The sequence below is a fragment of the Actinacidiphila sp. bgisy145 genome, from assembly GCF_057708125.1.
The window spans coordinates 180,653-206,190 of sequence record NZ_JBYIRL010000003.1 but is presented as its reverse complement, the minus strand read 5'-3'; the positions used below and the strand labels follow the sequence as shown (position 1 = coordinate 206,190).

Genomic DNA, 25,538 nt, shown 5'->3' with positions numbered 1-25,538 from the left:
AGACCCGCATGCTCGACGGCGTACTGATCGCGGAAAGCCTGCGGGTCGGCAGCGTCCTGGACGAGGTGCCCCTACGCCTCACCCGGATACGCCGCATCGAGGTGCCCGGCGCCGCACCCGCCCAGCCCCGCCACTGGACCCTCCTCGACTTCCAGGCCGAGGAGGCCCACGCCGAGCGCCTGGCAGCCGCCCTGTCGCGCTGCCTGGCGCCGACCGGCGGCTGGTACGCCAACTTCAACACCCCCACCGAGGCATACGTCGTCTTCCCCGACCGCGTCTTCCACTACCCCCGCGGCAACCCCGAGGCCCGCGCCGCAGCAGTCACCCACGCCCGCACCCTGGGCATCCCCACCCCCCAACTCGACTGGCAGGACTGACCCCCGGCGGCCCAACGCCAGCCCGCTCCAACGCGCCCCCATACCGGCGGCCTCACCACCCCGCCGACCGCATCGCCTCACTCCTCGCACACCGCGGCCAACAAACCCCCAACAAGCGCCCGACCGACGCAGAACGGGTGGACAACGGCCTCGCCTCGACCCGCCGGACAGCCACCCCCATCGAACCCGCCACCCTCCCCCGTCACTTCAACGCACTGCTCCGCGACGCGTCACTGCGGCCGTTCCGGTTTCACGACCTGAGGTACTCGACCGCGACTTTGCTCCTGCAGCAGGGCGTCGAACTCGTCGTCATCAAAAACTCCTCGGCCACGCCCTCGACATCGCCGACACCGACGATCCGCCAATTTGTACAGCTCCCGTCCGCTGACGCCACGATCAACTACTACTGTCGAGCCTCTCGAAACAGCACGTTGACCCCCGACAGGGAAACACCGACCCGGCCAATATCAGCTATCAAGGCCATTCAAAAATATAAAGATTGGACTCTCGACTAAATTTCTCTACTATCTCATGAACCTGCAATCCAAACTCGACTTCCGCCCATCGAATCATAGCGACCGAAAGTCCCTCCGACTGAAAATCCGATTCAACATACGAGATCGAATCAATTACTACCACCAGAGCCTGAGATCCGGCCTTCTCCGCGATCTCGCGAGAGACATGTCGCAGGCCCTTGGCAACTTCATCCTCCTCGGATTCCGTCAGCGTAGAAAGGCGGGGAAATTCCAGCCAGAGATGCTCCTCTGGAGATATCCGCATACCCTCCACGGCCATGCGGTGTTCAACGCGCGCCGTGATCGCAATACAGATTCCCCATGAGGACTTGATTAGTCGATAGACGTATGTGCTAGTCATCCCGGTTCGCCAGAGTTCAGTAGATGGAAGATATTGGACGAGAAGTAGTGTTCCGTTCCACGCGCCGTCGGCCGGGTTACGTTGTCCAAACCACGACTTCCATCACCATCCCAGAGATTCAAACCAGCGAGATCCTCGTTCCCGATGGAGAAGGACAAGATCTGCGCACCCGGCTTATTCGCAGCATAGGCTTCGGCTTCCGCGCGGATTCCCCAAGAGTAAACACCGGCCGGCCGCTCGCGACCAGTCGCGGTGGCGTGCCATCGGGAAGTGCTGCTCCAAGCGCCTGTCCCCGCTGACGCTGGCCTGCGTCCACTCCGTACTCAAGTCTGCTTTGGAGCACGCCGTCCGGCAGGAGGAGATCCTGCGCAACGTGGCCCGCAACGTCCGGATGGGCACACCCCGTCCCCGCCGATTCGAACCCCTCACCGCCGAAGAAGCCCGCGCGTTCCTCGCTGCCACCCACGGGCACCGGCTGAGCACGCTGTTCGAACTCGCCCTGCGCGCTCCGCAAAGGCGAACTTCTCGGCCTTCGCTGGGAAGACCGACCTGGCCGGCGGAACCGCCAGCATCCTCCGCACCCTCCAACGCACCAACACCGCCGGCCTGACCGCGCTGCCCACCAAGACCCAGAGCTCCGAACGACGCATTGCCTTGCCCACCGAGTGCCTGCACTCGCTCGCTCGCACGGCACCGCGACCGGCAACACCAGGAACGTGAAACGGCGGGGACCGGCTGGAAGTCCAGTGGCTACGTCTTCACCCGGCCCGACGGCTCCCCGATCGAGGGGGCCACTCTCACCCGGCACTTCAACACCCTGCTCCGCCGGGCCTCCCTGCGCCGCATCAGGTTCCACGACCTTCGCCACTCGGCGGCCACCCTCCTCCTCGAACAGGACGTCGAACTCGTTGTCATCAAGGAACTCATCAGCCCCACCCACATCGGTGCCACCGCCACTGTCTACGCCCACGTCCGACTCCGCCTCCAACGAGACGCCATCGACCTCCTCGGCAACGCCCTCCGCGATCCCGCCCAGCCCATTTTCCGACCTGACGAGGGCGACGAACCACCGCTTCGTGCAGCGCCCGTCCGCTGACGTTGCCGTCAACTACTGCCGTCAGAACACCACGAGAGACAAAAACAGCCCCGCCGGAGAACCTGGCAGGGCTGCTTTCTGCATACCAGAGCAGATTCCTTCATCGCAAACAGACGGATGCCGGAGACTTAACGCCGCGATATATTCTGCGGCTCATCTGGATGAGCATTGTCACGGAGTTCCTAGAATGCCTGACACTGCTTCGTGAACCTGAGTAGCGATACGAGTCAGCTGCCTGGCCTGGTCGGCTCCATGCGCAGCCCTTTCCATCTGCCACTCGATGAACATCGGAGCGAACCAGATGAGCTTTACGAGCCTCGAATTGATCATATCCCCTGGCTTCGGGATCTGCGAAAGCAGTGCTACATATGCCTCTCCAGCCTCCAAATCGAACTGCCCCGACCGGAGCTTCCCAAGGAATCCCGACTCGTCATCCCAGGCCGCATCTAGCAGCTCCAGCAACTCTTCCAAGACAACCTCCTACGGCCAGAAGCCAACGATCGCTTCTGCTGGCACATGTTGCCAGATTAGCACCTCAGAATCCTTCCTGGCGTAGGCGCTGTGCCTCGGACTTGACGGGAAAGGCCCATCGGAAATATCCGTATAACTAAACGGCATGCGACGCAGGTCGATTGCCACTACCCCATTTCCTTGATTGTACTTTCCGAAGGCAATGGCCGGATCCTTGCTCGTGGATATCCAGGGCGTCATCTTTTTTCCAGCGACGTGCGACAGCGGCGACACGCCAGCATTACTGGGATCACGTGCTGTCAGCCCCACCGAATGATCCTCACCGTGAGCAAGAGCCCGATAAACGATATTTCCATCGGGGTCCGGCCCGGAGGGACCGCACGTATTATGCACGAGGACCGGCGTGGCTCCCGCCAGCACATAGTACGTGTGGAGTTGCTGGACGGTGAGGTTCCAGCGGTTGGCGGTGCCGGGCGTCGCGTGGGTGCTGAGGACGGTGGCGTGGGTGTCGGTGGCGGTGTTGAGGGCGTCGCCGGGCTTGAGTTTGCCGGCGGGGACCCAGGTGTGGGTGGTGTCGTCCCAGAAGGGGTGGTTGGAGGTGGTGTGGAGGGTCGCGGCCTTGCCGTCGCTGCCCTCGATCGTCACGTCAAGGAGGTCCTTGTCGTGGTTGATCCAGACCGCCTCGACCTCACGTGGGCCCTTGTGCTTGCCGGTCGTCGGGTCCGCGGACTCGACCTCGTCGCCCTTCTTGATCTTCCCGATCGGCTTGGTCTTGCCCTTCGCCAGCAGCACGGGGGTGTCCGGCGAGAAGCTGCACTTTCCACCGCTGCTGCTGGCGGCGTCGTCGTGGGCGCCTTCGGACGCGCTGCTGGGTGCGTCCTTCGATCCGGAGCTGTGGGCGTCGTCGGTTCCTGACCCGTGGGAGTCGTGCTCGGGCTGCGGTTTCTCATGTGTGCCGCTGGCGGGCTTGCTCGGGGTGTCCGAGCCGTCCTCGTACCATCTGTCGGGGTCCATCAAGCTCGGATCGCCTGAGTCCGAAGAACCTTCCTCGGGAACTGGCCGGTAAGAGCCATGCGGCGAATCCTCGGACAGTCCAGGACCGGCATCCTCCGACTCCTCCGTGGTGGCGGAATCGTCCCCGAAGCCAGGGCCGCAATCCCCGTGCAGGAAGGCACCGCAGTCCCAACTGAGAGCCGCTCCTCCAGCGGCCATGCATTCTGGGGTGCCTATGAGGACAGTGATGTCTTCGCAGGATCCCAATGCAATGCCGGTCAATGCCGCTCCGACACCGAACCCTGTGTAATCAAGTCCCTTTCCGACCCAGTGCTTCCATCCTGTTTGGGTCGCCGTCCCCGAGCCTGACCCGGACTCCGTCGCTGTGGTCGCGCCCGTGGAGCCGCCCGAGCCGGCACCGCCGCCGCTGGACATGCCGGCACCCATTGCGGAGCCGCCTCCGGCGCCGGCCGTCGGCATGTTCACCAGCCCGGTGGGGTCGCTGCCGCTGGCGGGGTTGTCGCCGGCGTAGGTGTAGCCGCCCATCTGGTTGGGGTCGCCGGCTTCGAAGATGGGATCGGGGGTGAGGAAGCGGCCGGTGAGGGGGTCGTAGTCGCGGGCGCCGAGGAGATCCAACCCGGAAGTGGAGTCGGTGGGTTGGCCGAGGAAGCCGTGGTTCTCGTCGGCGGAGATCCAACTCGCCGGTGTGGTGCCGCGCGGGTTGCCGTACGGGTCGTAGTAGCGGCGGGTCACCGCCAGCGAGTCCGCGTCGATCGCGGTGGTGGCGGTGCCCTGGAGGTTGGCGATCTGGTAGGTCACCGTGCCGGTGCTGGACCGGGTGATGGTGGTGCCGTCGGGCCCGGTGTAGTTGCGCAGGGCCGTGCAGGTCTTGGCGGCGACGTTCAGGGTGATCTGCTCGGCGCCGCCGAAGAGGTAGAGGACGCGGGTCTTGTCGACCCCGTTGACGGCCGAGGTCTGCTCCAGCAGATTGCCGTCGGCGTCATACAGGTAGCTGCTGGTGTTCGTGCTCGTACCGGACGGCGTCGAGACCGTCGCGGTGCGGCCCTCGGCGTCGTAGGTGAGGGTCTGGGTCTGGCCGGGCGGCAGCGCGTCCGTTCCGGTGCCGATGGTGGTCCACTTCTGGCCGGCGCTGCCGCAGGTCGCCAGAGTGAGCGCGGTGCGCAGGGTGGAAGAGCCGCCCGGGTCGGTCACGCACATCGCGGAGTTCGCGACGCTGACGATCGTGCCCGAGGCGGTGACCTTCCACTTCTGGGTGGCGTCGCTGCTGCACGTGTCGAGCGTGACGACGGTGCCGGCCTTGGTGGCGTTGCCGGTGGTGTCCAGGCACATGCCCAGCACCTTCACGGTGCCGTCGGTCCCGAACGCCCATTGTTGGGCGGCGGAGTTGTTGCAGGTGTAGGTGCGGATGACGGCGCCGGGCGAGGTGTTGGCGTTGGCGTCGTCGATGCAGTACTTGACGCCGCCGGTGAGCGCGAATCCGGTGACGAGCGGGCCGGTGGTGGTCTCCTTGCGCGAGACGGTGTCGCCCGCGTTCGTGCCCGCGGGTACGGCGGCCGGATCGGCGTAGGACGGCGTCTGGGTGGCGGTGCCGACCGTGGGGTTGCTGGTGGTGGTGACGCCGGCCTGGTTGGGCAGCGACGCGGCGGTGGAACCGTTGGCCCCGGCGTAAGTGGTGGTCTGGGTGGTGTCGTTGAGCGCGTTGCCGGTGGTGTCGTGGTTCACCATGCCGGTGCGGTCGCCGAGCAGGTCGTAGGTGTAGGTCTGCCAGTACGGCGCCGGGCCGCCGACCGTGGTCGTCTTGACCGAGGTGGTCGCGGTGGTCTGGACGGAGGAGGAGGTGCAGCCGCCGACCGCGCCCACCGTCGCGGCCGTCGGGTCGGTGATGCCAGCGGTGTCGGTCCAGGCGGCGGTCAGCCGTTGGAAGGCGTCGTAGCTGAAGCACTGCGTGTCGTGCGTGGTGTTGTTCTGGAGGTCGTCGGACGCGGTGATCTCACCGGCCTGGTTGTAGCGGTAGCTGTAGACGTCGAGAGCAGTCGTCGACGGCTGGGTGAAAGTACTGTTCTGGATGACCCGGCCGGTGGTCTGGTCATACGAGGCGGTGGTGACGAGCTCCTTGCCCGGCACGCCGTAGTTGCTCTGCTGGACCCGGCCGAAGGGGTCGTGGACGGTGTTGTCCAGGTAGTCGGGGGTGTTCGCGTTGGAAATGAACCCGCCGATCTTGTCGAGGTCCCCAGCCAGGTTGTAGACGTAGCCCACCGTCTCGCCGGGGAGCCCTCCGTCGGCCTGGTAATCGACGCTGTCGAGCAGTCCGATGCCGCTCGTGTACTTGGCGGATTCGGTGTAGGTGACGCTGCCGCTGGTCGGCGCGCTGGCCTGGCCGGCCGCGGGGAATCCGTCCGCTGCGGGGACGGTCAGCGTGCTGCCCAGCGGCTGGTAGGCAGTGTTGTATCCGGTGACGGCCTGCGTGTACGCCTTGCCGGACGCGCCGTCGACGTAGCGGGTGGAGGACGTCGGGTAGCCCTTGGCCAGCGTGTCGTAGACGTACGACGCCTGCTGCTTGGACGGGTCGGGTGTCGCCGACCACGCGCCGGAGTAGGTGGCGGTGACGCGGTTGTCCCAGTCGTAGGCGTAGGAGAGGACCTGGCCGCGCGGGTCGGTGCTCTGGAGCAGGTTGCCCATCACGTCGTACTTGTCGTACGTGCTGGTGCCGGCGTCCGGGTCGGTCTGCTTGGTCTCCTGGCCCAGCAGGTTGTACTGGTACGACCAGGTGTTGCCGCCCGTGTCCTTGACGGAGGAGACCTGACCGGCCGGGGTGTAGGTGTAGCGCGTGGTGGAGTCGGCCGCGGGGACGGCTCCGGCGGTGCCCTGGGTCCACAGCGCCGTGGTGCCGTTGCTCGCTACCACGGCCACCGTGGAGTCGTTGCGGACCTTGAAGGTGGCGCCGGTGGTGGCCGCCAGGCCGGTGCTCCACTTCGAGGTGCCCGTCGTCGTGTAGACCCCGAGGTTGCCGTCCGTCCCGAACTTGGCATAGGCGCCGGGGTTGCCGGAGGTGCCGCTGTGCCAGATCTGCGTGCCGGTGGTGAGCGAGGTGAGGACGAGGTCGCCGTCGGCTTGCATCGTCAGCCGCACGCTGTCGCTGGTGAGCGACGTGCCGGACGGAATGAGCTGGCCGCCGGTGAGGGTGACGTCCTTCGCGGTGTTCTTGACGACCGTGCTCGTGGTCTGGCCCAGGCCGTTGGTGAACGTCGCGGTGGACGGCCCACCGGCAGGAGCCGTGCTGTCCGTCTCGTCCATGCCCGGGTAGGTCGTGGTGGTCGACCACTGCTTGATCGCGTTGTGCCACAGGGTGCTGCCGACCACCCGGCCCTGGCCGTCGTAGTCCGTGGTGGTCTCGGACGGGATCGTGTTCTCGTTCGCGGCGAACAGTGTGGAGGACGGCGGGGTGTCCGGCTCGGAGTAGGCAGCGTACGAAGCTGTGGCCCAGCCGTGGGAGTCGTAGAAGGAGTCCGAGATGACGCTGCCGTCGTCCGCCACCGACTCTTGCTGGGTCTGGCGGGGCTGGAGCATCCCGTCGTAGATGGTGACGGACGTCGCGTACGAGTCGTCGTCACGACGCGTTTTGGTGGTCACCGACGTCGGGTCGCCGGGGTGGGTGATGGTGCCGCCGGGCGCGGCCACGGCGCCGGGGTCGATCGAGTAGGTGTACGTCATGTCGGCGGTCTGGGTCGCCTTGTCGCGACCGGGCAGCCAGACCGCGGTGCGACGGCCGAGAGCGTCGTACGTCGTTTCGGTGACCCGCCCGTTCGGGTCAGTGCTCTTGGTCGTCTCTCCCCGCAGCGGGTCGAAGTCGGTGGTGACCTTCCACTGCTTGCTGTTGTACGTCTCGGTCTCGGTCGGTGCGGTGTTGCCGCCGGAACTGCTCCAGGCAGGGGTGAAGTCGGTATGCGTCTTCTGCCCGTTGGCGTCCACCGCGTCGGTGACACGGCCCGCGCCGTCGTAGGCGGTGCTGGTGGTGGTCTGCCACTGCTCGGTGCCGCCGGAGTAGGAGGTGGCGGTCCGGACGGCAGTCGGCTCGCCGGTCGGTGAGACGGTGCCGAACGTGCCCAGCGACGACAGGGTGCCGTTGTAGTAGGTCTGCGTGTCCGAGATGATGTTGCCGGAACTCACCGCGTCTGAGCACGGACCCGCGTGCGAGGTGACCTGGTCCGGGTAGGACAGCATCAGGGTGTTGCTGTCGGGTGCGGTGGCGTACGTGGTGGTCGCGCACGTCTCCTGAGTCGCGTCGGACACGTCCCCTTGTGCGTCGACGCTGACAGGTCGGCCTTGGGTGTCGTAAGAGGTGTCGGTCCGTGACTGGCGCCACTTGCCGCTCGCGAGGAGCGTGTACCCGCGTGTCTCGGTACCGGTGGTCCGGTGTGCGGTCAGTGCGGGCAGCGTGGAGAGGGCAGGTTCGCTGTCGCCGGGGTTGTCGTCCTGGGTCCAGGACGTCCAGGCGGTCCTGCTGTGAGTGGCCGTGGTGGTGAGGGAGAACGGGCCGTTGACGGTCTCGGCGTCGACGGTGCCGCCGGCCTTGGTGTAGGTGTCGGTCTCCAGCGGGGTCCCGGCGAGTGCGTCGGAGTCGGTGACGGTCTGGACTGTGCTGCCGCCCACCTGGGCGGTGACGCTGACCGAGCGGCGGGTGCCGTCGGCCTTGTAGTCCCCGTCCATCCCCTGGAGGTACGTGGTGGTCTGCTGGGTCACCGGTTCGGGTGCCGCACCCGTCTTGACGGTGACGGTGTGGAAGCCGCGGAACTGGTCCCAGGTGCGGTACTGGTCGTCCGTCAGGTCGGAGTCGTCGCGGTGCCACGCCGCGTCGCCGTAGCCGTACGTGGTGACCTGCGCCTCGGAACCGGCCGGGATCTTCTGCGCGTCAGGCTTGTACTGTGCGGCGATGGTGAGGTCGGACGCCGTGACCTGGTGGACCGTGACCTTGTTGAACCAGTCCTCGATCGGCTTGGACGCACCGGGGACGGTCCAGTAGACCGGGTAGCAGGAGTTGGTGTTGGAGTCCGCCATCGATGCCGACAGCGACTTTCCGGCACAGGGCGTCTCGTTGTAGTCCACCGCAATGGACTCGCCGGTCTCGGTCTGGATGGACGAGATCCGGGGTCGGTACAATGGTGGCGCCGCCGGCTCGAAGTCGTTGACCCGGTTGTCGATCTCGGTGCCGGTGAACGAGATCTCGTTGAGTGAGATGGCGCTGTTGCCGTTGCCGTACGTGTCCTTGCCGGTGTGCTGGATCGACTGGAGCCACATCACGGCCTGGAGCGATCCCGCGTCCTTCGGGTCCACGCTGGCGCCGGTGACCGGGTCGACCGCGCCGCCGGCGTCGGAGTAGACCTGGCCGAGCTGGTAGCTGTCGACCGGCAGGAGCTTGTCGGTCGAGGAGTCCTTGACATGGACCTCGGTCGTGATGGTGTCGAGCCGGGTGGTGCTCCAGAAGGTGGGGCCCGCGATGATGCACACGTCAGCCGGCACCGTGGTCGAGCCGTCCGGAATCTTCGTGGTGTCGGTGGCGTCGCAGTGGAGGTCGTACGGCACGTCGGGCCAGTGCGGGGCCGAGGAGTCCGTGAGGTCACCAGCGGCGCACTTCGTGTACGACGAGGTGGCCTGGCAGCGCTGCGCCGAGGCGAAGTCCACCTGCGCCGACGGCGTACGGTCGGCCTGCTCGTCGGCAAGGGTGTAGCCGTAGCTGATCGACTTCAGCGTGCCGCCACGGGTGTACGACGTGAGCGTGCCGGTGTCGCCGGTGGCCGCCTGGCCGCCGCCCAGGTCGTAGTAGTTCTTCTCCGCGGAGTAGTCGTAGCGCTGGACGAATCCGGAGGGCGAGACGACGAAGTCGAGGTTCCACCGCCAGCCCTCGGGATCGGCGCACTTGGACGCCTTGCCCTTGGCGGAGTCGTAGCACGGGTCGGACGACTGGGGATGCAGGACCGGGACGCCCCACGCCGACTGGGTGGAATCGTCAGACGGTGTGCCCGACTGCGGCTTGCCCGCGGTCCCGGCCGCTGTGGGGCTGTGGTCGGCGCCGAAGTACGCGGCCGTCCCGTCGGTCGTCAGGACCCGGTAGTACAGGCCGTCCTGGAGGCCGTTCGCCGCTCCGGACAGCTCCTGCACCACGGTGCCGTCGTCGCCCTGGAGCCGCCACTGCGCCACCTCGCCCGCGACGCTCGAATCCTTGCTGTCGGGCACCAGAACGCCCGAGTGCGAGCCGAAGGAGATGGTGGCGTTGTCCCCGCCCCAGCACTCGTCGCCCGAGCCCTTGAGGATCTTGTTTCCGCTGCCGTCCAGAAGGCTGCCGCACGGACGGTACGTGCGCTCGACGAAGCCCGGCTGGTAGTCCCAGCCGTCACCGATCCACGAGGACTGCGAGTTGCGGGCTGAGGTCTCACCGTCAGTGGACTGCGAGTCGTACGACAGCGCCACATCAGGGGCGCTGCCGCCGACCGCCGCCGGCACGTCGATCGGGTACGAGTAGGTGAAGGCTCCGGTCGCGGAGGCCCGCCACGTACTCGACGGGGTCAGCGAGGTGGCCGCGTAGTTGCCCTGCGACCCGCTGCTGCCGGACGTGACCACGAGCGCGGTGGCGGCCCCGGTCGCGGTGGTCGAGCTCGTGGCCTTGCTCTGGGTGCCGTCTGCTGTGCTTGCGGCGGACGAGGCGCTGAGCGACACGTCCGCGGTCAGCTCGGCCGACCCGGCGCGGTTGGTGAAAGCGATCGGTGTCTGCTGCTGGCAAGCGGCGGCCTGCGGAGTCGTCAGCGCGCAGGCAGGCACCTGACGCACCTGGAGGCGTGCGCCGTAGCCGCCGCCATATGCCTTGGTCAGGGAGGAGTAGTCGATGACCACCTTGACGTGGTCCGCGCCCGACTTGCCGTCAGCCCGGGTGAGACCGAGCAGCATGCCATTGGCTCCGAACTGCACCGCCGCGGCGTGGGAGGCGAGTTGCACCCGTACCGACGAGGCAGCAGTGGCCGCGTGGCTGCTCTTGGTCTTGGCTGCACGCGCGACCCATACCGGGAGCGAACCAGCACGTACCGGTTTGGCTGTGCTGGCCGCCGCGGACGGGGTCAGTGCGACGGTCGCGCTTCCCGCAGCGGCCCAGGACGGTTTTGACGCCTTGTACGGTGTCAGCGCCTTCGTGGCGGGCACCTTGACCGCCTGGGCCGCCGTCAGTCGATGGCCTCCCGGCGACGGCGTGGCGGCAAGCGTCTCAGGATTCCAAAGCTCACCCTTGAAGTCCGGCGACCAGGCTGTCGAGCCCTGCGCGAACGCCTCCGGAACCAGCAGCGCCGTGATCACGGCCATGACCACGGCACAGGTCAACGACCGCATCCAACTGCGGTGTCGCCGTGCCGCGAAGAAACCCCGCCCCCAAGCCATCGCGGTAACGCCCCCCTGCTGCATAGCCCGTGACGGGCCGTGTGAACACGACCACAGATGGTGCGATCGCCGGTTGGAGGCTATTGAGGCCGAACAGGCATTTCAATAGCCTGTGTTGGCCCGATGGGCATTCCATGTCCTTCTTGCGTAGCTCATGTGTCCATTCAGTGAAGGACGAAAGAGTCGCAGAAGGTGCCAATTCGGACGGCATCTTGATCACCGATCGTGACCAAGTGCCGTCGCAAACGTGTGATGGATCACAGGCCCTGGGGGGTCCTGACCTAAAGGAAGTGCCATCGTTGTTCCATTACCGCGCAAAAAAGCGCGTCCCGTCCCGTGCCCGATTCCGGCGCACGGCGCTGATCACCGCGGCTGTCGCCGTACTGTTCACGGCTCCCGCTCTTCCCTCCTACGCCGACACGCCGGCCCAGTCGGACGATCCGCTGGCGGCGGCGCAGGACCAGGCCGTGGCGAACGACCAAGCCGTCCCGGTCGACGCGTTGACCACCGAGACATACAGCGTTACCGCCAACCCTGACGGCTCCTTCACCGCGACCTCCGACCTCGATCCGGTACGCGTGCAGAAGAACGGCGGCTGGACACCGGTCGACGCCACCCTCGAGCCGAACACGGACGGCACGTACTCCCCCGCCGCGACGCCCAACGGCGTCACGCTCTCGGGCGGCGGCAGCGGCCCGCTGGTGACGCTCCACCATGCCGACGGGTCGAGCATGTCCCTGTCTCTGCCCTTCACGCTTCCCGCGCCCACCGTCACGGGCGCCGACGCGACGTACGCGTCAGTGCTCCCCGGGGTGGACCTGTCGGTGTCGGTGACGGACCAGGGCGGGTTCAGTGACGTCCTGGTCGTCCACGACGCCGAGGCTGCGGCCAATCCCCTGATCCGCCAACTGACTCTGGCCGCCTCCACCGACGGACTCACCCTGTCCGCCACTCCCTCCGGCGGTATGGAAGCCACAGCCGCCAACGGGAACCTCGACTACACCACCCCACAGCCCCTGATGTGGGACTCCGGATCCGGAAGCACGGCAACATCCTCGACAGTCGGAAAGTCATCGGCGCGCGCCGCGACCGTCGACGCATCCGGCTCGTCAACGACCGGCCCTGGCCCCGATTCCCAGGTCGTTCCCGTGCCGATGACCACCAGCGGAGACGGGCTCACCCTGACTCCGGACGCTTCGGTGCTCTCCGACCCGGACACCGCCTACCCGCTCTACATCGACCCGGCCACGAACCCGGTGTCGGAGAAGACCGGCCACTACGACGAGGTCTACTCCAACTCCGCCTGCTCCAATGTCCCCACATACGACCAGCCTCAGACCAAGGGCGAAGGAGTCGGCTACCAAGGCTACGGCGGTGCCTGCGGCAGCGGCATCGAGCGCTCCTACTACGCCATCACCACTGACAAGCTCACGACTGCCATGGTGGTGTCCAAGGCCAGCATTGCTGTCTCCACCACCTACGCCGCCAGTAACGACTGCTCCCACAACCAGCCGATCACTCTGCACACCACGAACTCCATCGACAAGAACACCGACTGGGAGAACAAGCCCGGCACCCTCGATTCCGACTACCCCGCCGTCGCCACCCACGTCGCCAGCGGAGCGAATCCGGACAACGGTTGCAGCAACACGACCGCGGACTTCAACGTCACTTCCCAGGCACAGACCATCGCCACCAGAGGCCACGACGTCTGGACCATCGGCCTGTTCGGAGACGAGAACAGTTCCGATCGGGACAACTACCTGCGGATGTCGACCGCGTTCGTCCTCACCGTGACCTTCGACATCCCGCCGTCGGTGCCGACGAGCCTGCACACGACGCCTGCTGCCCTCGGCGCCTTGAGTAGCTGCACGACCAGCGGTGACGGATGGATCGGTGCCGCCAGCGTCTCCGGTGGCTCCAGCGACGTGACCCTGCATTCCACCGTGACCTCGAACGTGTCGGGGGAAACCGTGGCGGCGCACTACCACGTGTGGGACCGGACCGTCCTCGATTCGAGCGGCGCCGCGCTGGACAAGTCCACCCCTGCCACCAGCCTGCTCGCGTCGGGAAGCGACGCTCCGAAGCCCATCGGCTTCGTCCTCAAGGACGGCCACGAATACGGCTGGGACGTCTACGCCGAGGACAAGGCCGGGAAGAGCTCGGCCATCAGCGACCACTGCTGGTTCCGGACCGACTTGACCCCTCCGCCCACGCCGACCATCGAACCCAACTCCTCTTTCCCCAGGGTCGGCGCCGGCTCTGCCGACCCGGTCGTCTACGCCAGCCCCACCGGCACCACCACGTTCGCCGTCAGCGGGACCGACAGCCTCGCCTCCGACAGCAGCTGCACCCCGAACGCCTGCCTGAGCAGCGGCATCGACCACTTCGTGTTCGCGCTGGACAGTGAACCCACCGCGACGAGCACCATCGGTCACGTGACCAGCACGAGCGCTGGCGTCGCCACCGGTTCCCTCGACGTCCCTCTGACTCACTGGGGCGTTCACACGCTCTATGTCGATGCCGTGGACAAGGCGGGCAACCTTTCGCAGGCACCGTCCAGTTACACCTTCGTCGTGCCCTGGAACCCGAACCCGGCCTACCGGCCGGGAGACATCACCGGAGACGGCAACCCGGACCTGCTGGTCACCACCAAGACCGGTGACCTGGAAGTGCTCCCGGGTGGCATGGACCCCGCGTCGAGCGCGATTCCCGTCCAGACCGGACCGGTCGCCGGCACGCAGCCCATCCGCCTCGGCGGACCGGCCATCGTCTCCACAGCAGCCCAAACACCTGGCGGCGGCGACTGGACCCACTATCTGCTCGCCCACCGCGGCAACCTGTCCGGCGGCGAAGGCGACGACCTGCTTGCCTACAACAAGGACACCCACAAGCTGTACCTCGTCAAGAACGATCTCGACCCGACCGGCGACCCATCCAGTACCCCGTGGTCGGAGTACCCCGGCTACACCGACAGCGGGAAGGACCGAATCGACCTGCTCGCCAAACCGGACTGCGAGACAACCGACAAGACGCCTGACGACTCGCTCTGCCGCACTGCCGGCTACGAAGACGACGCGCCCATCAGTCAACTCGTCGTCGCCGGAAACGTCTACCAGAACGAGCAGGGCAACCTCGCCCTGGTCACTGTCGAGAACAAAGAGTTGTGGATCTACCAGCTCAGCAACAATGGCCTCGACAACCCCATCCTGCTCGGTGACGGCGACTGGTCCGGCCTGACGCTCCTAGCCCCTGGCACCGTGAACGGCACTCCCACCCTGTGGGCTCGCGACAACAGCACCGGCGCCCTGTACAGCTACTCCCTGGCACTCGACCCTGCGACCAACACCGTGCCGCTGCTGCACGCCGCTACGCACACCACGCTGGGCCTCACCCTGCCGCCCGCCAGCTACCCGTTCGTCTCCTCCTCCGGTGACGCCAACGGCGCCACGGCGCTCGGAACAGCCGACGGCTGCCCCGACCTCTTCGCCATCACCACGAAGGGCGAACTCACCGAATTCCAGGGCGTCATGAGCGGAGGCGCCTGCGGCACCAGCTTCAGCGCCGCCCTGCCGATGGGACCGGCGACCGACGCATCCACCCACTGGTGGAACCTCGACGACGGCACCGGGACCACCGCCACCGATCAGAACGGCGCACTCGACGCCACACTGAACGGCGCCGCCGCGTGGAGCACCGACACCACCCGCGGCGAGGTCCTCGACCTCACCGGAACCAGCGGTTACGCCGAGACCACCGGACCCTCGCTCGACACGTCCAAGAGCTACTCGGTCTCCGCCTGGGTGAAGCTCACCTCCACCGCCGCCAACTCCACTTTCCTCTCCCAGTCCGACTCGAGCGGTAACACCAACGCCTTCCAGATCTACTACTCGTCCGGTGCCAACGCCTGGGCCTTCAACCGCCACAACTCCGACAACACCGTCTCCACCGACTTCACCGGGGTGTACAGCCCCACAGCACCCACCGTCGGCAAGTGGACCCACCTGGTCGCTGTCTACGACGCGAGCGCCCACACCATGACGCTCTACGTCGACGGCAGCAAAGCCGCCACCACCCAGTGGACCGGCACCGACTGGAACGCCGCAGGGCCACTTGAAATTGGCCGCCGCCAGTTCACCGGCAACTATGGCGAGTACGCCAACGGCGAGATCAGCGACGTCCGCGTCTACAACACGGCGCTCCCGCTGGCGGATGCCGTGAACATGGCCGACGACCCCAAGGCCACCCAGCTCGACTGATCCGGAAGCCGCGCCACCCGACGCGGCGGCGTCCGCCCGCCCCCTGGCGACGGGGAGCGGGCGGCGCCGTACCGGGCGGCAGTACGGCGCCTGGCAAGGGCGGGCCGTTCGGGGCCGAGGGCGCGCGGGCGGGGAGGGACGCGCCCGGGAACGTCATCTCGGCGCCGGAGAGGCCGCGTTGAGCGGACCCGCGCTTACGGGGTGACCGCCCGCCGTACGCAGTCCCGCAGGAGCTCGCGGCGCTGCTCGTGCAGTTCGGCGGGTTCGTCGGCCGCGGCCGCGTACACGTTGCTCACCGGCGACCAGGCCATGGACATCGCGATGACCAGGGCCATGATGTCGAAGGGGTCGCCCGGTCTGATCCGCCCGGCGGCCTGCGCCACGGCGATCGCGCGGAGCTTGTGGTCGTCGTAGCGCCGGGGGTCCTCGGTCAGGTGGCCGGTGGGGCGGCGCTCCAGGCGGGCCCAGGTGGCGAGGCGGATGAGGTCGGGGCGGGCCAGGTACTCGTCGTAGAGCCGCACGGCCCAGTCGGCCAGGTCCTCCACATCGATGGGCACCACGTTGGTGATGCGCTCCAGCGAGCCGAAGAAGATCGCGTCGAAGAGCTGTTCCTTGTTGCCGAAGTAGCCGTAGAGCTGCGCCTTGTTGGTGTGGGCCGCGGCGACGATCCGCTCCACGCGGGCCCCGGCGATGCCGTACCGGGCGAACTCCTGCGTGGCGGCGTCGACGATCCGGCGGTAGGTGGCGGCGCCGCGCGCGCTGGACGGCTGGTCGGACAGGGGGCCGGGCATGGGACCCACGTTAACAGACAAAACGGTCGGTTTGCCGGAGCGCCCCACGCGCCCTACGCTGAAACAGACCGAACAGTTTGTTTGTGATCTGAGACCGCGAAGGAGCCCCATGCGCACCACCACCGCCTGGCAGGCGGACGCCACGGCGCCCGCCCTCCGCCGCACCACGATCCGGCGCCGCGACCTGCGCCCGGACGACCTCGCGATCCGCGTGGACTACTGCGGCGTCTGCCACAGCGACCTCCACGCCCTGCGCGACCTTCGCGCCCGCCAAGGCGACGAGGGTGCCGCCTTGGTGCCGGGCCACGAGTTCACCGGCACGGTCCGCGAGGTCGGCAGCGCCGTCACCGGCTTCGCCCCCGGCGACCTGGTGGCGGTCGGCAACATCGTCGACTCGTGCGGGACCTGCCCGATGTGCCGGGCCGGCCAGGAGAACTTCTGCCGCGACTTCCCGACCCTGACCTACGGCGGCACCGACCGGCGGGACAGAACCACGACCCTGGGCGGCTACGCCCGCGAGTACCTCGTGCGCGAGGAGTTCGCGTACCACCTCCCCGCCGGCCTCGACCCGGCCGCGGCGGCCCCCCTGCTCTGCGCGGGCATCACCGTCTGGGAGCCGCTGCGGACCCTGGGCGTGGGCCCCGGCAGCAAGGTCGCCGTCGCCGGGCTGGGCGGGCTGGGGCACCTCGCGGTCAAGCTGGCCGTCGCGCTCGGCGCCACCACGTCCGTGATCAGCCGCACCCCGGACAAGGCCGAGGAGGCGCGCGGCCTGGGCGCGGACCGGCTGGTCGTCTCCACCGACCCCGCGCAGATGGCGGCCGTCCGGGACCGGTTCGACGTGGTCCTGGACACCATCTCCGCGCCCCACGACCTGTCCCCTTACCTGCGCGTCGTCGCCATGGACGGCACGCTCAGCCTCCTCGGCCACATCGGCCCGGTCACCTTGGACACCATCGACCTGCTGATCGGCCGCAAGAAGCTCAGCTCCGCCGGCAGCGGCGGCCGCCCCGCCACCGCCGCCCTGCTGCGCTTCTGCGCCGAGCACCAGGTCACCGCCGACATCGAGCTGGTGCCCTCGGCCCGGGTGAACACCGCGCTCGACCGCCTGGCCCGCAATGACGTCCGCTACCGGTTCGTGCTCGACATGTCCGATCTGGACGCGCCGGCGGCACAGGGCTGAGGGCGGCCAAGGCGCCCCGGAAACACGGCCGGTGACCTGCCGTTCGACCGCCGGGAACGGGTGCGCGACTGCATATGCACGCCACCGGCCGAGCGTGATCCATTACACGAACGAGTGAACGGGCAAGGGAACAAAGGGGGCGAGCGCGGCACTGTAAAAGGTATGGACGAGGGCATCGGCAAGGGCATGGACGACTTCCGGATCGAGCACGACTCGATGGGCGAGATGCGGGTCCCCGCGGCGGCCAAGTGGGGCGCGCAGACCCAGCGCGCCGTGGAGAACTTCCCGATCTCCGGGCAGCGGATCAGCCGCGCGCACATCGAGGCGCTGGCGCGGATCAAGGCCGCCGCCGCGAAGGCCAACGCGGAACTGGGCGTGATCGAGGCCGACATGGCGGCGGCCATCGTGTCCGCCGCGGCGGAGGTCGCCGAGGGCCGCTGGGACGAGCACTTCCCGATCGACGTCTTCCAGACCGGCTCGGGCACCTCGTCCAACATGAACACCAACGAGGTGATCGCCGCACTGGCCACCGAGCGGCTGGGCCGCCCCGTGCACCCGAACGACCATGTCAACGCCTCCCAGTCATCCAACGACGTCTTCCCCTCCTCCATCCACATCGCCGCGACCGCGGCCGTCACCGGCGACCTCGTCCCGGCGCTGGAGCACCTCGCGGAGGCGCTGGAGCGCAAGTCGGCGGAGTTCGCGGGCGTGGTCAAGGCCGGCCGCACCCATCTGATGGACGCCACCCCGGTGACGCTGGGCCAGGAGTTCGGCGGATACGCGGCCCAGGTGCGGTACGGCGTGGAGCGGCTCACCGCGGTGCTGCCGCGGCTGGCCGAACTGCCGCTGGGCGGCACCGCGGTGGGCACCGGCATCAACACCCCGCCCGGGTTCCCCGCCGCGGTGATCGCCGAGGTGGCGCGGGCGACCGGGCTGCCGCTCACCGAGGCCCGCGACCACTTCGAGGCGCAGGGCGCGCGGGACGGCATCGTGGAGGCGTCCGGCCAGCTGCGGACGATCGCCGTGGGGCTGACGAAGATCGCCAACGACCTGCGGTGGATGGCCTCCGGGCCGCGCACCGGCCTCTTCGAGATCAGCCTGCCCGACCTCCAGCCGGGCTCGTCGATCATGCCCGGCAAGGTCAACCCGGTGGTCCCCGAGGCGGTGCTGATGGTGGCCGCCCAGGTGGTCGGCAACGACACGGCGATCACCGTCGCGGGCGCCGCGGGCAACTTCGAGCTGAACGTGATGCTCCCGGTGATCGCCCGCAACATCCTGGAGTCGGTGCGGCTGCTGGCGAACGTCTCCCGGCTGCTCGCGGACCGCACCGTCGACGGCATCACCGCCCACCCCGAGCGCGCGCGCGAGTACGCGGAGTCCTCGCCGTCCGTGGTCACCCCGCTCAACCGCTACATCGGCTACGAGGAGGCGGCGAAGGTCGCCAAGAAGTCGCTGGCGGAGCGGAAGACGATCCGCCAGGTCGTGATCGAGGAGGGGTACGTCGCGCGCGGCGCCCTGACCGAGGCCCAGCTCGACGCGGCCCTGGATGTGCTGCGGATGACCCGTCCGTAGCCGGTGATCATCGCTGCGTAGTGGGAGGTGACCCATCCGTAACAGTGGGTTCCGTAAACTCCGTTCATGACAGCCGACCTCGACACGACGCAACCGGACGGACCGAACGCACCGCAGCCGCCCCGCTGGGCCGCCGGCGACCAGGTGCTGTGGCGCTACCGCGGCAACGGCACGGACGAGGTGCACATCTGCCGTCCGGTGACGGTGGTGCGCGACGCCCCGGACCTGCTCGCGGTGTGGCTGGCGCCCGGCACGCGCTGCATCAAGCCGGTGCTCGCCGACGGCACGCCGGTGCACCAGGAGCCGCTGGCCACCCGGTACACCAGGCCGCGCACCCGGGCGGTGGAGCAGTGGTTCGGCGCCGGGGTGCTGAAGCTGGCCCGGCCGGGGCAGCCGTGGTCGGTCTGGCTGTTCTGGGAGCAGGGCTGGCACTTCAAGAGCTGGTACGTGAATCTGGAGGAGCCGCTGCGCCGCTGGTCGGGCGGGGTGGACTCGCAGGACCACTTCCTCGACATCTCCGTCCACCCGGACCGCACGTGGTATTGGCGGGACGAGGACGAGTTCGCGCAGGCGCAGGCCGACGGGCTGATGCCGGCCGAGCAGGCCGCCCGGGTGCGGCAGGCCGGCGAGGACGCGGTGCGCGCGATCCGGGCCTGGGCGCCGCCGTTCCGCGACGGCTGGCCGGACTGGCGCCCCGATCCGGCGTGGCCGGTGCCCGCGCTGCCGGACGACTGGGACCGCCCCGCGGTGTGAATATGCCGCCCCCTGGCATGACCTTGGGTAACCGTCGGTACGGCGGCGGGGCGCGCGGCGGCGCGCCGCGATCCGGCCGCCGGGGCGCGCGGCAAAGGTGCGGGCGCCGGGCGCGATCCCCTTGGCACGCCCCCGGCTGCCGACCGTAGGATCGTTCCCGGGAAGCCTGCGCAATCGGCTGGCACGGCCTAGAGTTTGACGCCACGTCACGGGGGTACAAACGAGTGCCGCTCCTGTGCATATGCCGTACACCGCACCACCCGACCCACCCGGCCCGGCACTGTTCCACCCCGGTCCGCCCGCCCGTCCCGTACCAGCCCCGCCCCACCCCCGCACCAGCTCCGTTCGTCACAGCACGTCACAGCGCGTCACAGCAGTCAGGGAGGTCCTGAGCAGTGGATTCCGACGGTTACGAGCCCGTTGGCACGCCCTCCACCAACCCCGCGGCGGCAGCGGGGCGGGACCGTACCGGCCAGGCCGAGGCGTTCGACGCCATCGGCGACCGGTACGACGAGGCGTTCCCCCACAAGGACGGACAGCTCACCGCGGGCGGGTGGCTGATCGCCGAACTGCCGGCCGGCTCCCGGGTGCTGGACCTCGGCTGCGGGACGGGCCTGCCGTCCGCCCGGCAGTTCACCGACGCGGGCATGCGGGTGACCGGGGTGGACCTGTCCGCCGGCATGCTGGCCCGGGCCAGGGCCAACGTCCCCGAGGCGGAGTTCCTCCAGGCCGACATCGCCGACCTGGTCGAGGGCGGGCCGCTGGCGCTCGGCAGCTTCGCCGCGGTCGCGGCGTTCTTCACGCTGCTGATGCTGCCCAGAGCGGAGATCCCCGGCGCGCTGACGGCCATCCGCGACCTGCTGGTGCCCGACGGCCTGCTGGCGCTCGGCATGGTGGAGGCGGACGTCGACGACGTCTCGATCCCCTTCCTCGGGCACAGCATCCGGGTTTCGGGGTATCTGAAGGACGAACTGCTCGGCATCGTGGCGGACGCGGGCTTCGAGGTGGTCAAGGAGACGTCGTACACGTACGCCCCGGCGAGCACCGACGTGCCGCCGGAGGAGCAGATCTTCCTCTACTGCCGACGCGCCTGACCCAGCCCAGGCCGAAGCCCCGCCGCGCGCTGTCCGAGGCGGAGCACCGACGGATGGACCTACTCGCGTGACCACGGACCCGCCACACCCGCCCCGGCCGCACGCCGCGCCGCCCCCGCAGGACGCCCAGGACCCGCAGGACCCGCGCGGCCGGTTCGGGCTGCGCGCGCCGGTGCCGCCGGCCGAGGACGAGCCCGCGGCGCCGCCCGGCCCCGCGGCGCCGGGCGCTTCCGAGGCCGAGGCGCATCGCCACGACCACGGCGGAGCGGCGGCCATCGCCCGCGCGCACGACGAGCAGACCCCCGAGCCCGCCGCACCGGCCCGGCCCGGGGCGTACAGTGCACCGCGGAGCGGCAGTGCCCCGGCGGCGGGGCAGCACCACGCGGAAAGGGCGCCGGGCGAGGCGCACGGCGGGACCCGGCCCGAGGGGCCGGCCGCGGCACACGACACGGGATGGGTGCCGGCAGTGACGGAGGGGAGCGAGGCGTTGAGCTCGTTTGTGAGCACACCGCCGCGGGGCACGGCGCTGAACGCGCCCGGGCACACCGCGGACGAGGACTCGGTGGGCATGCGCATCCCGATGCCGGTGCAGACCGGCCCCGAGGCGGACCGGCTGCGGTACGTCGGCGCGGCCACCCGCCGGATCGCCCGCGGCCTCGACCTGGACGAGATCCTGCTCGGGCTGTGCCGCTCGGCGGTGCCCGCGTTCGCCGACGCCATCCTGGTCTACCTGCGCGAGCCGCTGCCGGTCGGCGACGAGCGCCCCTCGGGCCCGCTGCGGCTGCGGCTGCGCCGGGCGGACGGCGGGCTGGAGGGCCCGGGAGACACACCGGACGTGCCGGTCGGCACCCTGCCCGCGCTGGAGACGCCGTACGGCGGCGCCCCCGAGACCATCGGGGTGCTGCTGGACGGACCGCTCGCGGAGGTGCTGCGCGGGGTGCGCCCGGTCTTCGCGGAGTCGCAGCGGGCCGCCGACGCGATGGCCGAGCTGCTCGGCAACCCGCCCGGCCCGCTGCCCACCGGTCGGCGCGCCCTGCTGGCGCCGCTGCGCGGCCGGCGCCGAGTGATCGGCGCCGCGGTGCTGCTGCGGCGCGCGGACCGGCCACCGTTCGAGGCCGACGACCTGCTGGTGGCCGCCCAACTCGCCACGCACACCGCGCTCGGCGTGGACAAGGCGGTGCTCTACGGCCGCGAGGCGTACATCGCCGACGCGCTCCAGCGCGAGATGCTGCCGGACTCGCTGCCGCAGCCGACCGGTGTGCAGCTTGCCAGCCGCTACCTGCCGGCCGCGGAGTCCGCCCGGGTCGGCGGCGACTGGTACGACGCGATTCCGCTGCCCGGCAGCCGGGTGGCGCTGGTCGTCGGCGACGTGATGGGCCACTCCATGACGTCGGCGGCGATCATGGGCCAGCTGCGGACCACGGTGCAGACCCTGGCCGGGCTCGACCTGGCCCCCCAGGAGGTGCTCTACCACCTCGACGAGCAGGCCCAGCGGCTCGGTCAGGACCGGATGGCGACCTGCGTCTACGCGGTGTACGACCCGATCGCGCACCGCCTGGTGGTGGCCAACGCCGGCCACCCGCCGCCGGTGCTGCTGCACGCCGACGGCCTCGCCGAGGTGCTGCGGGTGCCGCCGGGCGCCCCGATCGGCGTGGGCGGGGTGCCGTTCGAGGCGGTGGAGCTGCCCGCGCCCGCCGGGGCGACGCTGCTGCTGTACACCGACGGGCTGGTGGAGTCGCGCAGCCGTGACGTGTGGGGCGGCATCGAGCTGCTGCGCGAGCGGCTGCACGACGCGGCGAGCGTGGTCTCCCCGCCGCCGCTGGAGCCGCTGTGCGACGAGGTGCTGGAGATCCTCGGGCCGGGTGACCGCGACGACGACATCGCGCTGCTCGCCGCACGGTTCGCCGGGATCGCGCCGAGCGACGTGGCGTACTGGTTCCTCGAACCGCAGGCGCAGACCGCCGGGCGGGCCCGGCGGCTGGTCCGGCAGGCGCTCACCCGCTGGGGGCTGGACGACCAGGTCGACGCGGCCGAGCTGCTGGTCAGCGAGATCGTCACCAACGCGGTGCGGTACGCCGAGCGCCCGGTGACGCTGCGGCTGCTGCGCACCGACGTCCTGCGCTGCGAGGTCGGCGACGACGCCCCGCTGCTGCCCCGGATGCGCCACGCCGCCCCGGAGGAGGAAGGCGGCCGCGGGCTCTACCTCGTCAACCGCATGGCCCAGCGCTGGGGCGCCACCCGTCTGGGCGCGGGCAAGGTCGTCTGGTTCGAGCTGCCGTTCTGACCGGGGCCCTCCTGCCAGGAGGGCACCCTCGTCGGGCTCCTCCGCACGGCCCTTCACACGGGTGCCATTCCCTCGTACGGCCGCCCGCTTCCAGGTGCCGTGCGGCCGGGTGCGGGCCAAGGTGGGAACCGTCATGCCCGACGGGAATCCCATGGAGGGGCGCGCGATGAGCACGTCGAAGGTTCCGGCCACGACCGACAACGCAGGCATCGCGGTGGAGAGCGACGAGCACTCGCTGACCGTCGGGCCGGACGGACCGATCCTGCTCCAGGACCACTACCTGATCGAGAAGATGGCCCAGTTCAACCGGGAGCGGGTCCCGGAGCGGGTGGTGCACGCGAAGGGCAGCGGTGCGTACGGCCGGTTCGAGGTGACCGGCGACGTGCGGGAGTTCACCAAAGCCGACCTGTTCCAGCCCGGCCGCAGCACCCGGATGCTGGCCCGCTTCTCGACCGTCGCCGGTGAGATGGGCAGCCCGGACACCTGGCGCGACCCGCGCGGTTTCGCCCTGAAGTTCTACACCGAGCACGGCAACTACGACCTGGTCGGCAACAACACCCCGGTGTTCTTCGTCCGGGACACCATCAAGTTCCAGGACTTCATCCGCAGCCAGAAGCGCCGCCCGGACAACGGCCTGCGCGACAACGACATGCAGTGGGACTTCTGGACCCTCTCCCCGGAGTCCGCGCACCAGGTGACCTGGCTGATGGGCGACCGCGGCATCCCGAAGACCTACCGGCACATGAACGGCTACGGCTCCCACACCTACATGTGGATCAACAGCGCCGGCCGGAAGTACTGGGTGAAGTACCACTTCAAGACCGACCAGGGCATCGACTTCCTCACCCAGGCCGACGCCGACGCGATGGCCGGCCACAACGCCGACTACCACCGGCAGGACCTGTGGGAGGCGATCGACCGCGGTGAGCACCCGTCATGGACGCTGTGGGTGCAGGTGATGCCGTTCGACGACGCGGCGGACTACCGGTTCAACCCGTTCGACCTGACGAAGGTGTGGCCGCACGGCGACTACCCGCTGATCGAAGTGGGGCGGATGACGCTGGACACCAACCCCGACGACTACTTCGTCCACATCGAGCAGGCCGCGTTCGAGCCGTCGAGCATGGTGCCGGGCATCGGCCCCTCCCCCGACAAGATGCTGCTGGGCCGGCTGTTCTCCTACCCGGACACCCACCGGTACCGGATCGGCCCGAACTACCAGCAGCTGCCGCCGAACCGCCCGCACGTGCCGGTGCACTCCTACGCCAAGGACGGCCCGATGCGCTTCGATCCGGCCCGCACCGGGGCGCCGTACGCGCCGAACTCCTACGGCGGCCCGGCCGCGTCCCCCGAGGCGTACGGGGACATCGCCGGGTGGCAGGCGGCCGGCGAGATGGTGCGGGAGGCGTACACGGCGCACCGGGAGGACGACGACTTCGGGCAGCCGGGAACCCTGGTGCGCGAGGTGCTGGACGACGCGGCGCGGGACCGGCTGGTCGGCAACGTCGCCGGGCACCTGTCCGACGGGGTGAGCGCGCCGGTGCTGGAGCGGGCCTTCGCGTACTGGCGCAGCATCGACCAGGCGGTGGGCGACCGGATCGCGCAGGCGGTCACGGCGCCCTGACCCCGGGCGGGCCGCGCGCCGGCCCGCCGCACGGGCGCAGCCCCGGGACACGTGTTCGCCCCCGTGCCCCGGGGCTGCTTCGTGTTCCGACCGCACCACCCAGAACGCGTCTGACCTGCAAAAACGCCCATGCGAGGAGTTATGCACAGTGGGTATACACGCGATGTATACGCATGGTGTAGTCTGCTCGCATGTCAATCGGCCAGACCTTGCTCGGGCTCCTGGAGTCCGGGCCGCGCCACGGTTACGACCTCAAGCGCGCCTTCGACGAACGCTTCGGACACGACCGGCCCCTCGCCTACGGCCAGGTCTACTCGACCATGGCCAGGCTGCTGAAGAACGGCCTGGTCGAGGTGGACGGCATAGAGCCCGGCGGCGGCCCCGAGCGCAAGCGGTACGCCATCACCGACGCGGGCATCACGGACGTGGCGGCGTGGCTCGCCCAGCCCGAGAAGCCCGAGCCCTACCTCCAGACGACCCTGTACACCAAGGTCGTCCTGGCCCTGCTGACCGGCCGCTCCGCGGTGGACCTGCTCGACACCCAGCGCGCCGAACACCTGCGGCTGATGCGCGAGCTGACCCGCCGCAAGCGGGACGGCGACCTCGCCGACCAGCTCATCTGCGACCACGCCCTGTTCCACCTGGAAGCGGACCTGCGCTGGCTGGAACTGACGGCGGCCCGGCTGGACCAGCTCGCGGCGGAGGTGGCCAAGTGACCACGGGGGGAA

13 protein-coding genes and 1 pseudogene are annotated in these 25,538 nt (G+C 69.3%); 10 read left to right on the top strand and 4 right to left on the bottom strand.

Going from position 1 to position 25,538, the window contains the following annotated elements; translation table 11 throughout:
* Window positions 1-8 precede the first annotated feature (8 nt).
* The gene (locus AC3ERT_RS04660) at window positions 9-377 is read left to right on the top strand and encodes a hypothetical protein (RefSeq protein ID WP_435124672.1); all 369 of its coding nucleotides are present in this window, start codon (window positions 9-11) and stop codon (window positions 375-377) included.
* Window positions 378-851: 474 nt separating this feature from the next.
* Here AC3ERT_RS04660 and AC3ERT_RS04655 read toward each other — a convergent pair whose 3' ends face one another.
* Window positions 852-1,172, bottom strand: a complete 321-nt coding sequence (locus tag AC3ERT_RS04655; RefSeq protein WP_435172794.1) for a hypothetical protein — start codon at window positions 1,170-1,172, stop codon at window positions 852-854.
* Window positions 1,173-1,485: 313 nt separating this feature from the next.
* Here AC3ERT_RS04655 and AC3ERT_RS04650 point away from each other — a divergent pair.
* Window positions 1,486-2,349 (top strand): annotated as a pseudogene (locus tag AC3ERT_RS04650) (tyrosine-type recombinase/integrase); the annotation flags it as partial.
* 171 nt (window positions 2,350-2,520) lie between these two features.
* Here the strand turns inward: AC3ERT_RS04650 and AC3ERT_RS04645 are convergent.
* Both AC3ERT_RS04645 and AC3ERT_RS04640 read right to left on the bottom strand, forming a co-directional pair.
* A complete protein-coding gene (locus AC3ERT_RS04645; protein ID WP_435172793.1) occupies window positions 2,521-2,820 on the bottom strand; it encodes a hypothetical protein in 300 nt (99 codons plus the stop codon).
* Between the two features lie 9 nt (window positions 2,821-2,829).
* A complete protein-coding gene (locus tag AC3ERT_RS04640; protein WP_435172792.1) occupies window positions 2,830-11,178 on the bottom strand; it encodes a ricin-type beta-trefoil lectin domain protein in 8,349 nt (2,782 codons plus the stop codon).
* A gap of 374 nt (window positions 11,179-11,552) precedes the next feature.
* On the opposite strand from AC3ERT_RS04640, the gene AC3ERT_RS04635 reads away from it, so the two are divergent.
* The gene (locus AC3ERT_RS04635; RefSeq protein ID WP_435172790.1) at window positions 11,553-15,512 is read left to right on the top strand and encodes a LamG domain-containing protein; all 3,960 of its coding nucleotides are present in this window, start codon (window positions 11,553-11,555) and stop codon (window positions 15,510-15,512) included.
* A gap of 194 nt (window positions 15,513-15,706) precedes the next feature.
* Here the strand turns inward: AC3ERT_RS04635 and AC3ERT_RS04630 are convergent, their stop codons facing one another.
* Window positions 15,707-16,303 (bottom strand): TetR/AcrR family transcriptional regulator, encoded by a 597-nt coding sequence (locus AC3ERT_RS04630; protein ID WP_435172789.1) that lies wholly within the window; start codon window positions 16,301-16,303, stop codon window positions 15,707-15,709.
* A gap of 109 nt (window positions 16,304-16,412) precedes the next feature.
* Here AC3ERT_RS04630 and AC3ERT_RS04625 point away from each other — a divergent pair, with 109 nt between their 5' ends.
* The 7 genes from AC3ERT_RS04625 to AC3ERT_RS04595 all read left to right on the top strand — a co-directional run bounded on the left by AC3ERT_RS04625 (window position 16,413) and on the right by AC3ERT_RS04595 (window position 25,526).
* The gene (locus AC3ERT_RS04625) at window positions 16,413-17,483 is read left to right on the top strand and encodes an NAD(P)-dependent alcohol dehydrogenase (protein ID WP_435172788.1); all 1,071 of its coding nucleotides are present in this window, start codon (window positions 16,413-16,415) and stop codon (window positions 17,481-17,483) included.
* Between the two features lie 186 nt (window positions 17,484-17,669).
* Complete coding sequence (locus AC3ERT_RS04620) at window positions 17,670-19,055, top strand: class II fumarate hydratase (RefSeq protein ID WP_435125548.1); 1,386 nt, start codon at window positions 17,670-17,672, stop codon at window positions 19,053-19,055.
* Between the two features lie 66 nt (window positions 19,056-19,121).
* Entirely contained in the window at window positions 19,122-19,808 is a 687-nt protein-coding gene (gene fomD, locus AC3ERT_RS04615; protein WP_435172786.1) for a cytidylyl-2-hydroxypropylphosphonate hydrolase, read from the top strand.
* Window positions 19,809-20,203: 395 nt separating this feature from the next.
* Window positions 20,204-20,902, top strand: a complete 699-nt coding sequence (locus AC3ERT_RS04610) for a class I SAM-dependent DNA methyltransferase (RefSeq protein ID WP_435124686.1) — start codon at window positions 20,204-20,206, stop codon at window positions 20,900-20,902.
* A gap of 67 nt (window positions 20,903-20,969) precedes the next feature.
* On the top strand, window positions 20,970-23,186 hold the full coding sequence (locus AC3ERT_RS04605) for an ATP-binding SpoIIE family protein phosphatase (RefSeq protein ID WP_435172784.1): 2,217 nt from the start codon (window positions 20,970-20,972) through the stop codon (window positions 23,184-23,186).
* Between the two features lie 166 nt (window positions 23,187-23,352).
* On the top strand, window positions 23,353-24,810 hold the full coding sequence (locus AC3ERT_RS04600) for a catalase (RefSeq protein WP_435124691.1): 1,458 nt from the start codon (window positions 23,353-23,355) through the stop codon (window positions 24,808-24,810).
* Window positions 24,811-25,001: 191 nt separating this feature from the next.
* Window positions 25,002-25,526: a PadR family transcriptional regulator gene (locus tag AC3ERT_RS04595; RefSeq protein ID WP_335980754.1), complete on the top strand. Its 525-nt coding sequence runs from the start codon at window positions 25,002-25,004 to the stop codon at window positions 25,524-25,526.
* Window positions 25,527-25,538: the final 12 nt, after the last annotated feature.